Annotated in this window: 10 protein-coding genes; 5 read left to right on the plus strand and 5 right to left on the minus strand. The window is 75.6% G+C overall.

What is annotated here, in order from left to right; genetic code table 11:
- Positions 1 to 137: 137 nt before the first annotated feature.
- Positions 138 to 1301 (minus strand): hypothetical protein, encoded by a 1164-nt coding sequence (locus tag AB0442_RS15675; RefSeq protein WP_366163227.1) that lies wholly within the window; start codon positions 1299 to 1301, stop codon positions 138 to 140.
- 435 nt (positions 1302 to 1736) lie between these two features.
- On the opposite strand from AB0442_RS15675, the gene AB0442_RS15680 reads away from it, so the two are divergent.
- Together AB0442_RS15680 and AB0442_RS15685 are read left to right on the plus strand one after the other, a co-directional pair.
- Positions 1737 to 2624 carry an LLM class flavin-dependent oxidoreductase gene (locus AB0442_RS15680; protein WP_366163229.1) on the plus strand — a complete coding sequence of 296 codons (888 nt, stop codon included), beginning with the start codon at positions 1737 to 1739 and terminating at the stop codon, positions 2622 to 2624.
- A 293-nt stretch (positions 2625 to 2917) separates the two neighbouring features.
- Positions 2918 to 3511 carry a hypothetical protein gene (locus AB0442_RS15685; protein ID WP_363542839.1) on the plus strand — a complete coding sequence of 198 codons (594 nt, stop codon included), beginning with the start codon at positions 2918 to 2920 and terminating at the stop codon, positions 3509 to 3511.
- Positions 3512 to 3585: 74 nt separating this feature from the next.
- Here AB0442_RS15685 and AB0442_RS15690 read toward each other — a convergent pair whose 3' ends face one another.
- The gene (locus AB0442_RS15690) at positions 3586 to 4479 is read right to left on the minus strand and encodes a DUF72 domain-containing protein (protein WP_366163230.1); all 894 of its coding nucleotides are present in this window, start codon (positions 4477 to 4479) and stop codon (positions 3586 to 3588) included.
- 250 nt (positions 4480 to 4729) lie between these two features.
- On the opposite strand from AB0442_RS15690, the gene AB0442_RS15695 reads away from it, so the two are divergent.
- From AB0442_RS15695 to AB0442_RS15705, 3 genes are all read left to right on the plus strand, one after another.
- Positions 4730 to 5134, plus strand: a complete 405-nt coding sequence (locus AB0442_RS15695) for a hypothetical protein (protein WP_363542841.1) — start codon at positions 4730 to 4732, stop codon at positions 5132 to 5134.
- 94 nt (positions 5135 to 5228) lie between these two features.
- Positions 5229 to 6152 carry a hypothetical protein gene (locus AB0442_RS15700; RefSeq protein ID WP_366163232.1) on the plus strand — a complete coding sequence of 308 codons (924 nt, stop codon included), beginning with the start codon at positions 5229 to 5231 and terminating at the stop codon, positions 6150 to 6152.
- A gap of 83 nt (positions 6153 to 6235) precedes the next feature.
- A complete protein-coding gene (locus AB0442_RS15705; RefSeq protein ID WP_366163234.1) occupies positions 6236 to 7051 on the plus strand; it encodes an HAD family hydrolase in 816 nt (271 codons plus the stop codon).
- A 26-nt stretch (positions 7052 to 7077) separates the two neighbouring features.
- Here AB0442_RS15705 and AB0442_RS15710 read toward each other — a convergent pair whose 3' ends face one another.
- From AB0442_RS15710 to cydB, 3 genes are all read right to left on the minus strand, one after another.
- Entirely contained in the window at positions 7078 to 8835 is a 1758-nt protein-coding gene (locus AB0442_RS15710; RefSeq protein WP_366163235.1) for a GAF domain-containing protein, read from the minus strand.
- A gap of 80 nt (positions 8836 to 8915) precedes the next feature.
- Complete coding sequence (cydD, locus tag AB0442_RS15715; protein WP_366163236.1) at positions 8916 to 12359, minus strand: thiol reductant ABC exporter subunit CydD; 3444 nt, start codon at positions 12357 to 12359, stop codon at positions 8916 to 8918.
- A complete protein-coding gene (gene cydB, locus AB0442_RS15720) occupies positions 12359 to 13366 on the minus strand; it encodes a cytochrome d ubiquinol oxidase subunit II (RefSeq protein ID WP_366163238.1) in 1008 nt (335 codons plus the stop codon). The genes cydD and cydB overlap by 1 nt, the downstream gene beginning before the upstream one ends.

Consider the following 13366-nt stretch of genomic DNA (forward strand, 5'->3'; position numbering starts at 1 on the left):
TCTGACCACGCGTGACACGGAATTATGAGAGCGCGGCGACCCTGCCGACAATCGAGTTCCCGGAGACATTCCGCGCGAGGTCCACCCATGTCCGACACGTCGTGATCGAACCGCAACGAGCGGCGGTTCTGCCGGTGTCAGTCCTCGCCCGGCTCCTGCTTCCCCGTCGGCCCGTCCGCCGCGGGTCGTTCGGCGGCCGGGGCGCCGGGCTGGCCCGGGACGTACGCGGCCGGCCGGGCGGACAGGCCCGCCGCCTCGGCGAGGGCGACGTCCAGGCTCTCGCGCCGGATCCGGCGGTCGATGTACAGCAGGCCGTTGGTGAGCGGCGTCAGGGGCACGGTGAGTGCGGTGGCGAGCACGACGCCGATCACCGTGCAGAAGGCGAAGGTCACCAGTGCGGCCACGCTCGGCGGGGACGCCTGCGCGTACGGGTCTCCCGCCGCCGTGCTCCCCATCGAGGCGAACAGCACGAACATGCCGACCACCATGCACGGCACCGCGACGATCTGGGCGGCGAACGAACCGACCAGTCCGACGATGTACGGGATGCCCAGGCTGCGCCACCAGTTGCCCTCGTTCAGCCGCCAGGCGCGGCGGATCGCGGCGACCGGCCGGGCGTCCTCCAGCACCAGGACGGGCACCTCCAGGACCAGGCGCACCTGCACGTAGACCGCGCCCACCCAGCCCGGGAGGAAGAACAGCGCGCCCAGGACGATCCCCGCCTCGGAGCCGAACAGCAGCCCGGCGAGCACCGGGAGCACGAAGGAGGCCACGAGGATGCCCGCGCAGATCAGGCCGGTGAGCAGCTGCGTCGCCAGCACCCGCCACAGCACCGGCCGTGCCTCGGCCCAGACCTCCCGGGTGGAGACCCTGCGGCCGATCACGGCGTACCGCACCACCACCGTGGCGGTCGCCGAGGAGACGGCGGAGAGTGCCGCCAGGACCACCAGGAGGAGCAGGAAGGCGCCGGCGACGGTCGCCGCCACGGCGACCGCGTCCGCCGTGGAGGGCAGCTCGTCGTTGTGGACGGCCTGCCACGGCCCGTCCAGTGCGACGGCGGCGACGGCGGCGAATGCGCCGAACGCCGCGACGGCGGCCAGGGCCGTCCACATCACCGGCACGAGCAGGGCGGCCGGGTAGCGCTGCACGGTCGTGAAGACGCCCGAGATGATCTCGCCGACGCCCAGCGGCCGGAGCGGCACCACCCCGGGCTTCGGCGCCTCCACGACGTACCCCCAGGGCACCCCGCCCGGAGCACCGGGCCCGTGGTGCGGCCCCCGCCAGTCCCCGCCACTGCTCATTGCCGGTCCCCTCCCCTCGACCCGCCGCGGCCGCGGCGCGAGACCGAAGCGTAGAAGGCGCGGCCGACGCCCCGCCGCCGGGGGCCGGGGACGAAGGACCGGGAGCGGGCCGAGCCGTCACGTGCCGCGGTGAAGACCTCCCGGCCGTCCGGCTCCTCAGGTCACCGGGCGCTCAAGGTCAGGAGCCGTCCTGACCCGTCCGCGACCGGGCGACCCGGAGCGCTCCCCGTCCGATCATCAGGACTCCTGCCAGCTGGGGCACGTGGCGTACGAATGGGTCGTCCCCAGCGGGAACCAGCCCGGCGCGGTGCCGACGATCAGCACGATTCCGAGGACGGCGAGTGCCTCGTTCGCAGCGGTGGTCGAGCACCTCGCCCGCCGACCTCGCGGCCGCCGCCACGGCTCTCGCGCCGGAGGTCCCGTAGGGTCGGGGGCATGCGTTTGAGCACCGTGATCCTTCCCATCCACCGGTGGAGCGAGGGGCAGAAGATCTGGCGGCGGGCCGAGGACCTCGGCTTCCACGCCGCCTACACGTACGACCACCTGTCCTGGCGGTCGTTCCGGGACGAGCCGTGGTTCGGGTCGGTCCCGACGCTGACGGCCGCCGCGACGGCGACCGAGCGGATGCGGCTCGGGGCGCTGGTGACCTCGCCGAACTTCCGCCACCCGGTGACGCTGGCGAAGGAGCTCATCACGCTGGACGACGTGTCCGGCGGCCGGACGACGCTGGGCATCGGGGCCGGCGGGATCGGGTTCGACGCGACGGCGCTCGGGCAGGAGGCGTGGTCGCCGAAGGAGCGGGCGGACCGGTTCGGCGAGTTCCTGCCGCTGCTGGACGAGCTGCTGCGCGAGGACTCCACGACCAGCGCGGGCACCTACTACTCGGCCGTCGAGGCGCGGAACATCCCCGGCTGCGTGCAGACGCCGCGGCTGCCGTTCTACGTGGCGGCGACCGGCCCGCGCGGGCTGCGGCTCGCGGCCGAGTACGGCCAGGGCTGGGTGACGTACGGGGACCCGAAGGGTCCGGCGGACGTTCCGGTGGAGCAGGCGCCCGCGGTGGTCGCCGCGCAGCTGGCGAAGCTGACGGCGGCGTGCGAGGCCCGCGGCCGCGACGTGGCCGAGCTGGAGAAGGTGCTGCTCCAGGGCTCGACGGCCGAGAAGCCGCTGCAGTCGCTGGGCGCCTTCGTGGACTGGGCCGGCACCTACCGCGAGATCGGCATCACCGAGCTGGTGATCCACTGGCCCGTCCCCGACTCGATCTTCGAGAACGACCTCACCGTGTTCGAGGAGATCGCCACCGAGGGCCTGGCCCAGCTGGGGTGAACCGGCGCGCCGGGGCGCACGCGCCCTCGCGCGAAGTGCGCCCCGACCGCCTGCGACGATCGCAAACCGTTACCCGACGAGGCGATCTGATGATGATTTAGTTGTCCTCCGTGACACATCCATTCATACGAAGGACAACCGCCGTCTGCGGGCTCGCGTCCGTCCTCCTGCTCCCCGCGTGCGGCGGGTCCGGTTCGAACGGCGCCGCTGCACCCTCGTCCACGACCGCGACCGCCGCACCGTCCGCCGCCGCGCCGTCCGCCACGGGGGCGGCCGGCTCGAGTGCGCCCGCGGTGCGGGAGGCGCCCGACGCCCCGGCGCTCGCCGCCTCGGTGGCGCTGAAGCCGCAGGAGTGGGCGGCCGGGTTCGTGCCCGGCGACCCCTACGAGGTGGCCGCCCTGGCCGAGCGGATGGTCGACACCTCCTGCGCGTACGTGCCGAACTCCCAGGGCACCGGCCTGATCGGGGCGATGGCGCGGACGGTGCGCCGGTCGGCGGCCGGCGCGAACGCCGCGGTGCTCGGCCGGTCGGCGGCCGAGGTGTACGTGCGGGCCGAGGACGCGCACGAGGCGGTCTCCGCGCTGCGCACCGACGCCCGCCGGTGCCAGGAGGTGACCGACGACCAGTACGGCCGGAAGTACCGGGCCACCCGCGAGGTCGCCCCGCCGCGGACCACCGCCGCCGACGAGGTCTACGCCGAGGAGGGGCAGACCTCCGCGCTGAGCGGCGGCGCGGCCGAGTTCCCGTTCGTCCACGTCGCGGCCCGCCGCGGGGCGACGGTCGTCGAGGTGTTCGTGGCGGTGGAGCAGGCGCAGGGCCTGGCCGCCGCCCGCGAGCAGTCCCGCACGGTGCTGGCCGCCCTGCTGGGCAAGCTGCCTCCGCAGTAGTCCGTCGGACGAGGGGCGGCGCACCGCCGCCCCTCACCGGCCCGACGCGGGTTCCTCCGCGGAGGGGCGGCCCGTCAGTCCACGGGCGCGGGCGCCGCAGAGGTGTCGAGCAGACGGCGCATCGACTCCGCGGCCCGGGCGGCCGCGTCGCCGCAGCAGTTGTTGAACAGGACGTGGACCTCGCGGGCCCGGTCCGCCATGGCGTGGATGCGCGGCGCCCAGGACGCCAGTTCCTCGGGCGTGTACGTGTGGCGGAACCTGTCCTCCTTCGAACCGGTCCCCCAGGCGGGGCTGCGCCCGTGGAAGCGCACGACCGCGAGCCGGTCGGAGGTGACCGGGGCGACCGGGGGCACGGACACGGGGAGCGTCTGCACCATGTCCACGGCCACGGCGGCCATCCCCAGCTCGGCCAGCAGGCCGGCGGTGCGGGCGGAGTGCGCCTCCCGCCACCAGTCGGGGTGCCGGAACTCGACGGCCACGGGCCATCCCGCGGTGCGCTCCCGGCAACGGCGCAGGAACGCCTCCGCGGGCCCGCCCGGGGCCAGTCCCGGGGGGAACTGGAAGAGCACCGCCCCCAGGCGTGCCGCCCCGCGCAGCGGCAGGAGGGCGCCACTGAAACGGGCCCACACCTCGTCGAGCAGTCCGGGGTCCGGCTCCGTCCGGCCGCGCTGCCGGGCGAGGGCCGGCCGTAGATCGGCGGGCAGCGCGGCCGACCGGGTCGGATGCCCGGTGAGCAGCGAGAACGCCTTCACGTCGAAGCGGAAGCCGGCCGGCGAACGCTCCGCCCACAGGGCGCTGTTGCGGGTGCTGGGCAGCCCGTAGTAGGTGGCGTCGACCTCCACCACCGGGAACCGCGCGGTGTAGTACCGCAGCCTGGCCTCCGCGCCGCGGTGGCCCTCCGGGTACCAGCCGCTGGCCACGAACGCCCGGTCCGTCCAGGAACACGTACCGACTCGGATCTCTCCCATGCCCCCGCGTCTGCCCGGTACGGCGCGACCGATTCGGTGGCCGGGCCGGGGCCGCCCGGCCCCACGACGCACCGCCCGGTCCCGACCGGCGGTCCCGGGCGGTGCAGCCCTGCCGGCAGAGCTGCCGCGGCAGTGGCCGACACCGGTCCACGGAGGTGCCCGGCGGCTCCCCGCGGGGCGTCCGCTCCGGGCCGACGATACGGGGAGGGGGTATCGTCGGTGAACGGGACACCACGGCGGAGGGGGCGCAGTGCACGGCAGGACGACCGGTGCCAGGACCGCCGTGCTCTGCGCCCTGCTGCTCGGCCTCTTCCTGATGCACGGCAGCCCCGCCTCGGCGGCCGACGGCTGCCACACCGACCGCCGTACGGGCATGCCGGCCGTCGCCGCGCACGCCCACGGGTCGGCCGTCCGGGCTGCCGGGGGGCCGGCCGTCCGGGCGCCTCAGCCGTACGGCACCGGCGGCCACTGCGTCTCCACCCAGGCGCGGGGCGGCGCACCGCTGCCCGCGCCGGGTCCGGCCCCGCTGTGCGGGGACGGTGCGGCGGCCGGACCGGACGGCCCGGGTGCCGCACCCACGGCCGGGGAGAGCGGACGGGCGCCCCCGGACGGCGGGCGCGGGCTGCTGCTGAAGGTGTGCGTGGCGCGCAGGTGAGGGTGCCACCCGGGTCCCGGCGGGATCCGGGCGCTGCCGTCCGCCCTCACCGGGCCCCGACGGGGCCCGCACACCTCGGAGCACACCTGTGACCATGAAGAACCGCCGGACCCGCGTGCTCGCGGCCGCCCTGCTCACCCTCGCCCTGACCGGCTGCGGCTCCGCCGCGAGCAGCGACGGCATGTCCGGCATGCACCACGGCTCGGGCGGCCACGCCCACGCCACGGCCTCCGGTGCGGCCGGAACCGGAGACACCACCGGCCACGACATGCCCGGACACGACGCGGGCGGCCACGACGCGGCCGCCGGCGACGGACTCGCCGCCGAACAGGGCGGCTACCGGCTGGACCTGGCCGCGGCCGAACTGCCCGGCGGCTCCCCCGCCGAACTGCGGTTCACCGTGGCCGGCCCGGACGGCGCCCGGCTGACCGCCTTCCAGCCCGAGCAGACCAAGCCGATGCACTTCTACGCGATCCGCTCGGACCTCACCGGCTTCCAGCACCTGCACCCCGCGATGGCCGCCGACGGCACCTGGACGGCGCCGCTCACCGCGCTGCGGCCGGGCAGCTGGCGGGTGTACGCCTCGTTCGTGCCGGACGCCGGCCCGGGCAAGGGCGCGGGCCTCGTGCTCAGCCGCCCGGTGACCGTGCCGGGCACCGCCGCCGACACCCCGCTGCCCGCCGCCGCGGCCACCACCACCGTCGACGGCTACACGCTGACCGTGGCGGGCACGCCCACCGCGGGCACCGCCACCGAGCTGAAGGTCACCGTCAGCAAGGACGGCCGGCCCGTCACCGACCTGCAGCCCTACCTCGACACCTTCGCCCACCTGACCGCCTTCCACGCCGGCGACCAGGCCTTCGCCCACCTGCACCCGCAGGCGGCCCGGAGCGCGGCGGGCGGCCCCGAGCTGACCTTCCACGCCGAACTGCCGAAGCCGGGCGACTGGCGGCTGCACCTGCAGTTCCAGACCGGCGGCACGCTGCACACCGCCGCGCTGACCCTGCGCGCCGTCTGACCGCCCGTCCCGGGAGGGCCCGCCCCGGCCCTCCCGGGACCGCCCCCTCCCGGGGCCGCCGCCCGGTACGCGAAGATGGACCGGTGACCCCCACCACCCCTCGCCCCCGCCTGATCGCCACCGACCTGGACGGCACCCTGCTGTGCAGCGGCGGCACCGTCTCCGACCGGACGGCGGCGGCCCTCGCCGCGGCCGAGCGGGCCGGCCTGCAGGTGGTCTTCGTGACCGGCCGCCCGCCGCGCTGGATGGCCCAGCTCAGCGGACACATCGGCGGCCACGGGGTGGCCATCTGCTCCAACGGCGGCGCGGTCGTCGACGTCCGGCGGGGCGAGCTGCTGGAGACCTTCCCGCTCGGCACCGAGGAGGCCCTGGCGGTGGTCCGCGCGCTGCGCGAGCGGCTGCCCGGCACCGCGTTCGCCTTCGAGTTCCCCGGCGGGTTCGCGCGGGAACCCGAGTACACCCTGGTGATGTGGGAGTCCGACAAGGAGCACCCGGTCGCGGACGCCGAGAAGCTGATCGCCGACGGCCGGGTGGACGGCCTGTTCAAGCTGCTCGCCAAGCACTCCGACCTCGACCCGGACACCTTCCTCGTCCGCGCCCGCGAGGCCGCCGGGCACCTCGCCGAGATCACCCGGTCCAGCCCGGTCAGCCTGCTGGAGATCAGCGCCGCGGGTGTCACCAAGGCCAGCACCCTGGCCCGCTGGTGCGGCGAGCAGGGCATCGACCGCTCCGAGGTGGTCGCCTTCGGCGACATGCCGAACGACCTGGAGATGCTCGCCTGGGCCGGCGCCTCGTACGCCGTCGCCAACGCCCACCCGGACGTGCTCGCCGCGGTGGCCCAGCACACCGTCAGCAACGAGGACGACGGCGTGGCGGCCGTCATCGAGACGCTCTTCTGAGGAGCGGGCGGCGCTGCCGGGGACGGTCAGAGCCTGGCCGACCAGCGGACCCGGGTGCCGCGGCCGCGCGGGCCGGGCTCGTGCCAGGCGTCGCCGCCCAGCGCCTCCGCGCGCCGGGCGAGGTTGCGCAGCCCGCTGCGGCGGCCGCCCTCCGGGATGCCGACGCCGTCGTCGGTGACCGTCAGCAGCACGCCCGGCCGCCCGCTCTCCAGCACCTCGGGATCGCCGGTGAGCGGCCGCCCCTCGGCGTCCAGGTGCACCGTCGCGTCGACCTCGACCGCCACCCGGGACGCCCGGGCGTGCCGGGCCGTGTTGGACAGCATCTCCCGCAGCGCGGCCAGCAGCTGACGGCCCGTACCCGCTCCCACCAGGCTCTCCACCGGCCCGGTGAACCCGACCGACGGCTTGAACCCGAGCGCCGCCGCGGCCTGGCTGGCCTCGCGCAACACCCGGGTGCGCAGGGTGTCCGGCTCGTTCCCGGTGTCGTGCTGCAGGGCGTAGATCGTGGTGCGGACCTCCTGGATCGTCGCGTCCAGCTCGTCCACCGCCTTGCCGATGCCCTCCTGCACCTCCGGGACGACCGCCCGGCGGGCCGCCCCCTCCAGCATCATCCCGGTGGCGAACAGCCGCTGGATCACCAGGTCGTGCAGGTCGCGGGCGATCCGGTCGCGGTCCTGGAACACCGCCAGCCGCTGCTGGTCCCGCTGGCCCTCGGCGAGCCGCAGCGCCAGCGCCGCCTGTGAGGCGAAGGTCTGCGCGAGCTGCTTCTCGCCGTCGGTGAACGGCGCCGTCCCGCGCGTCCGCCACACCACCAGCCCGCCCAGCACCCGGCCCGCCGACACCATCGGCACCGCCAACGCGGGGCCGAACCGGCGGGCCAACCGGAGCACCACGTCCGGATCCGTGGACATGTCCTCGAAGTAGACGCTCTCCCCCGCCAGCAGCCGCCCGGCGAAACCGCCCTGCGGCATCAGCTCCCCCCGGACGAACTCGGCGGCCTCGCCCGAGGCGTGCGCCACCCGCAGCCGGCCGTCCGAGGTCGGCAGCAGGATCATCCCCAGCGCGCCGTCCGCCAGGTCCCGGACCTGCTCGGCGGCGACCGTCAGCGCGACCTCGGCCTCGTCCGTGGAGAGCAGCGCCGTCGTCACCGCCGCCGCACCCGCGATCCACCGCTCCCGGCGACGCCCCGCCTCGTACAGCCGGGCGTTCTCGATCGCCACCCCGGCGGCCGTCGCCAGCGCCTGGACCACCTGTTCGTCCTCCGGGGTGAAACCGCCGCCGCCCTGCTTCTCGGTCAGGTACAGATTGCCGAACACCTCGCCGCGGACCCGGATCGGCACCCCCAGGAACGAGGTCATCTGCGGGTGGTGCGGCGGGAAGCCCGACGACCGCGGATCCTTCCGCAGATCGGCCAGGCGCAACGGCTCCGGGCGGTCGATCAGCGCGCCCAGGATGCCGCGGCCGGCCGGGAGCTCGCCGATCCGCGCCGCCGTCGCGTCGTCGATGCCGACGTGGATGAAGTCCGAGAGGCCGCCCTGCGGGGAGACCACGCCGAGGGCGGCGTACTCGGCGTCGACCAGCTCGGCGGCGCCGGCGGCGATCCGCTGCAGCGTCACGTGCAGGTCCAGGCCCGCGCCGACCGAGACCACGGCCTCCAGCAGCCGCTGCATCCGGTCGGTGACCGCGGCGGCCGACTGCAGGCGCTCGGACACCTCGCTGACCAGGGTGTCCAGGCCCAGCGAGGAGATCTCCGAGACCCGGCCCCGGCCGGCAGGCGACTCCATGCAGCCGAGCGTATGCCGCACCCGACCGACCCGCAGGACACCCCGGAGGGCGCCACCAGGGGCGCGGGTACCTGGTGCGGCTAGCCGCGTCCCGCGGGGGTGAGTTCGTGGTGGGCGAGGGTGGCGAGGTGGGAGTCGGGACGGGTGATGAGGTCGGACCAGCGGCCGCGTTCGGCGATGCGGCCGTGGTCGAGGACGATCACCTCGTCGACGGCGGTGTCGTCGAGGCCGGCGAGGCGGTGGGTGATGAGGAGGGTGGTGCGGCCGGCGGTGGCGGCGAGGAGGTCCGCGGTGAGGGCGTCGGCGGTGGGCAGGTCGAGGTGTTCGGCGGGCTCGTCGAGGATCAGTACGGGGAAGTCGGCGAGCAGGGCGCGGGCGAGGGCGAGCCGCTGGCGCTGGCCGCCGGAGAGCCGGGCGCCGTGTTCGCCGACCATGGTGTCGAGTCCGTCGGGGAGGGTGTCGACCCAGGGCAGCAGGCGGGCGGCGGCGAGCGCCCCGCGGAGGGCGTCCTCGTCGGCGTCCGGCCGGGCGAGCCGCAGGTTCTCCCGCAGGGAGCTGTCGAAGACGTGGGCGTCCTGCGCGCAGAGGCCGATCACCCGGCGGACGTCCTCGCCGGTGAGGGTGCGGGTGTCGGCGGCGTCGGGCCCGAGGGTGATGCTGCCGGCGGTCTGGTCGAGGAAGCGCAGCAGGACGTGGGCGAGGGTGGTCTTGCCGGAGCCGGAGGAGCCGACGACGGCGATCCGGTGGCCGGGGGTGAGGTCGAGGTCGATGTCGTGGAGGGCGTCGGTGTGCTGTCCGGGCCAGCGGGCGGTGAGGCCGCGGACGGCGACCGGCAGGGGGGTGACGGGCAGCGGACGGGGTTCGACGGGTTCGGTGACGGGTTCGGGGGCGGTGAGGACCTCGTCGAGGCGGGCGCGGGCGGTGCGGCTGCGCTCGCGGAAGCGGACGGCGGTGGGCATCCCGGCGACGGCCTCGAACGCGGCGAGCGGGGTGAGGACGACGACGGCGAGGCAGACCCCGGGCAGGGCGCCGGTGCTGACGCCGTGCACGCCGACGGCGGCGGCGAGGACGACGGTGAGTCCGGTGACGAGGGTGGTGAGTCCGGCGCCGAGGGCGGTACCGGCGGCGGAGCGGGCGGCGAGGCCGGTGAGCCGGTCGTCGGCGTCGCGGGCGGCGGCGAGGCGGCGGGGGAGGGCACCGGCGACGGTGAGTTCGGCGGTGCCGGTGAGGGTGTCGAGGACGGCGGTGGTGAGGGCGCCGCGGGCGGCGGCCTGGCGGCGTTCGGCGCGGCCGGAGATCCGGGCGGCGAGTGCGGGGACGGCGGCGCCGGCCAGCAGCAGGCCGAGGGCGAGGACGGCTCCGGCGGCGGGCAGCAGCAGGCCGAGGGCGGCGGCGGAACCGGCCGAGACGAGCGCGGCGACGGCGGCGGGCAGCCGCCAGCGCAGGTGGTGGTCCTGGACGGCGTCGACGTCGGCGACGAGCCGGGCGAGCAGGTCTCCTCGGCGGTAGGCGGGCAGCCCGGCGGGGGCGAGCCGTTCGAGGCGGCGGTAGACGGCGACCCGGACGCCGGCCAGCGCCTTGAGGACGGCGTCGTGGGAGACCAGCCGTTCGGCGTAGCGGAAGACGGACCGGCCGATGCCGAAGGCGCGGACGGAGGTGACGGCGACCATCAGGTAGAGCACCGGCGGCATCTCGGAGGCGCGGGAGATCAGCCAGCCGGAGGTGCCGAGGAGGGCGACCGCGCAGCCGAGGGCGAGGGTGCCGAGCAGGACGGCGCCGGCGAGCCGGGGCCGGGTCGGCGGGTGGGGTTCGGGTCCGTCCTCGGTGGCGGGCCGGACCTGCACGGGTCGGACGGCAGCGGGCTCGGCGGGCGCGGCGGGCAGCGGTTCGGCCGGGGCGTCGGCGGCGGGGCCGGGCAGGCGGTGGACGCGGTCGGCGGCGGCGAGCAGGGCGGGCCGGTGGGCGACCAGCAGGACGGTGCGGGTGCCGTGCAGGGCGCGGACGGCGTCGACGACGGCGGCCTCGGTGGCGTTGTCGAGGTGGGCGGTGGGCTCGTCGAGGACCAGCAGCGGCCGGTCGGTGAGCAGGGCGCGGGCGAGCGCGAGGCGCTGCCGCTGGCCGGCGGAGAGGCCGGCGCCGCCTTCGCCGAGCAGGGTGTCGGGGTCGGCGAAGTCGAGGGCGTGGGCGGCGGCGAGCGCGGCGGCGACCTCGCCGTCGGTCGCCCCGGGGCGGGCGAGCCGGACGTTCTCGGCGACGGTGCCGGCGAAGAGGTGGGGGTGCTGGGGCACCCAGGCGATCTGGCGGCGCCACTCCTCGGGGTCGAGGTCGGCGAGGTCGTGGCCGCCGACCCGGACGGTGCCCGCGTCGGGCCGGACGAAGCCGAGCAGCGCGGCGATCAGGGTGGACTTGCCGGCGCCGCTGGGCCCGGTGAGGGCGGTGGTGGTGCCGGGTTCGAGGGTGAGGTTGGCGCCGTCCAGGGCGGGGGTGCTGCGGCCGGGGCGCAGCACGGTGACCGCGTCGAGTTCGACCGGGGTGGTGGCGAGCGGCGGGACGGGGCGGGTGCCGGCGGCGGGCAGCGGGGTCTCCAGCAGGTCGAAGACCTGTCCGGCGGCGCTGAGTCCTTCGGCGCTGGCGTGGTAGAGCGCGCCGACCTGGCGGATCGGCAGGTGGACCTCGGGGGCGAGGACGAGGACGAGCAGCCCGGTCTCCAGGTCGAGGGTTCCGTCGACCAGCCGGAAGCCGACGGAGACGGCGACCAGGGCGACGGAGAGGGTGGAGAGGAGTTCCAGGGCGAAGGAGGAGACGAAGGCGATCCGCAGGGTGCGCAGGGTGGCGCGGCGGTGCTCGTCGGTGATCCGGGCGATGGTGCGGGCCTGGGCCCTGGCCCGGTCGAAGACCTTGAGGGTGGGCAGGCCTGCGACCACGTCGAGGAAGTGGTGGGAGAGCCGGGCGAGCTGCTGCCACTGGCGGTCGGTGCGGGCCTGGGTGGCGAGGCCGATCAGCACCATGAAGAGCGGGATGAGCGGCAGGGTGACGGCGATGATCGCGGCGGAGACCCAGTCGGCGCCGAGGATCCGGGCGAGGACGACGGCGGGGACGACGACGGCGAGGGCCAGCTGCGGGAGGTAGCGGGCGAAGTAGTCGTCGAGGGCGTCGATCCCGCGGGTGGCGAGGGCGGCGAGTTCGCCGGTGCGGCGCCCGTCGAGGGCGTCGGGGCCGAGTGCGGTGGCGTGGTCGAGCAGCCGGCCGCGCAGGGTGGACTTGACCCGGGCGACCGAGCGGTGGGCGGTGAGTTCGGTGAGCCAGGCGACGGCGGCCCGCCCGGCCGCGGTGGCGGCCAGGGCGAGCAGCGGTCCGGTGAGGTCGTACCGGTGCTGCTGGAAGGCGCGGACGACGATCTCGGCGATCAGGCCGGCCTGGACGACGACCAGGACGGCCCCGGCACCGCCGAGCAGGACGGAGCCGGCGAGGAAGGCGCGGGTGGCGGCGGCGTACCGCAGCAGCCGGGGGTCGACGGGCTTCATCAGTGGTGCACTGCCGCGGGGATGTGCTGGACGCCGATCCGCCGGCGGAACACCCAGTACGTCCAGCCCTGGTAGAGCAGCACGATCGGGGTGAAGACCAGGGCGACGACGGTCATCACCTTGAGGGTGTAGGCCGAGGAGGCGGCGTTCCCGACGGTGAGGCTCCAGGCGGGGTTCAGGGTGGAGGGCATCACGTCGGGGAAGAGCGAGAGGAAGAGCATCGCGGTGGCGGTGGCCACGGTGGTGCCGGAGAGGGCGAACGCCCAGCCCTCGCGGCCGACCTGGTTGGCCGCCAGGGCGCCGAGCAGGGCGAGCACGGCGACGACGAGGGCGGCGAGGCTCCAGCCGTCGCCGGAGTCGGCCTGGGTCCAGATCAGGAAGGCGGCGGCGAGGACGGCGGTGGCGAGCCCGAGCCGCAGCGCCTGGGCCCGGGCCCGTTCGCGGATCTCGCCGACGGTCTTGAGCGCGGTGAACACGGCGCCGTGGAAGGTGAAGAGCACCAGGGTGGTGAGCCCGCCGAGGATCGCGTACGGGTTCAGCAGGTCCCAGAAGGTTCCGGTGTAGTTCTTCTGCGCGTCGATGTCGACGCCGTGGACGATGTTGGCGAAGGCGACGCCCCAGAGGAAGGCGGGGATCAGGGAGGTCCAGAAGATGGCCAGCTCCCAGTTGCGCTGCCAGTTCTCCTCGGTGCGCTTGGCCCGGTACTCGAAGGCGACGCCGCGGACGATCAGGCAGACCAGGATGACCAGCAGCGGGACGTAGAAGCCGCTGAACAGCGTGGCGTACCAGTCGGGGAAGGCCGCGAAGGTGGCGCCGCCGGCGGTCAGCAGCCAGACCTCGTTGCCGTCCCAGACCGGGCCGATGGTGTTGATCAGGACGCGCCGCTCGGTGGTGTTCCGGGCGAGGGTGCGGGTGAGGATGCCGACGCCGAAGTCGAACCCTTCGAGGAAGAAGTAGCCCGTCCACAGGACGGCGATGAGGATGAACCAGAGGTCGTGGAGGTGCAT

The organism is Kitasatospora sp. NPDC085895, assembly GCF_040702125.1.
GTDB classification, from domain to species: Bacteria; Actinomycetota; Actinomycetes; order Streptomycetales; family Streptomycetaceae; genus Kitasatospora; species Kitasatospora arboriphila.

Coding starts and splice junctions, on each gene's coding strand:
- AB0442_RS15675 (WP_366163227.1), bottom strand. CDS start 1,301: ATGAGCAGTGGCGGGGACTGGCGGGGGCCGCACCACGGGCCCGGTGCT.
- AB0442_RS15680 (WP_366163229.1), top strand. CDS start 1,737: ATGCGTTTGAGCACCGTGATCCTTCCCATCCACCGGTGGAGCGAGGGG.
- AB0442_RS15690 (WP_366163230.1), bottom strand. CDS start 4,479: ATGGGAGAGATCCGAGTCGGTACGTGTTCCTGGACGGACCGGGCGTTC.
- AB0442_RS15700 (WP_366163232.1), top strand. CDS start 5,229: ATGAAGAACCGCCGGACCCGCGTGCTCGCGGCCGCCCTGCTCACCCTC.
- AB0442_RS15710 (WP_366163235.1), bottom strand. CDS start 8,835: ATGGAGTCGCCTGCCGGCCGGGGCCGGGTCTCGGAGATCTCCTCGCTG.
- cydD (WP_366163236.1), bottom strand. CDS start 12,359: ATGAAGCCCGTCGACCCCCGGCTGCTGCGGTACGCCGCCGCCACCCGC.
- cydB (WP_366163238.1), bottom strand. CDS start 13,366: ATGCACCTCCACGACCTCTGGTTCATCCTCATCGCCGTCCTGTGGACG.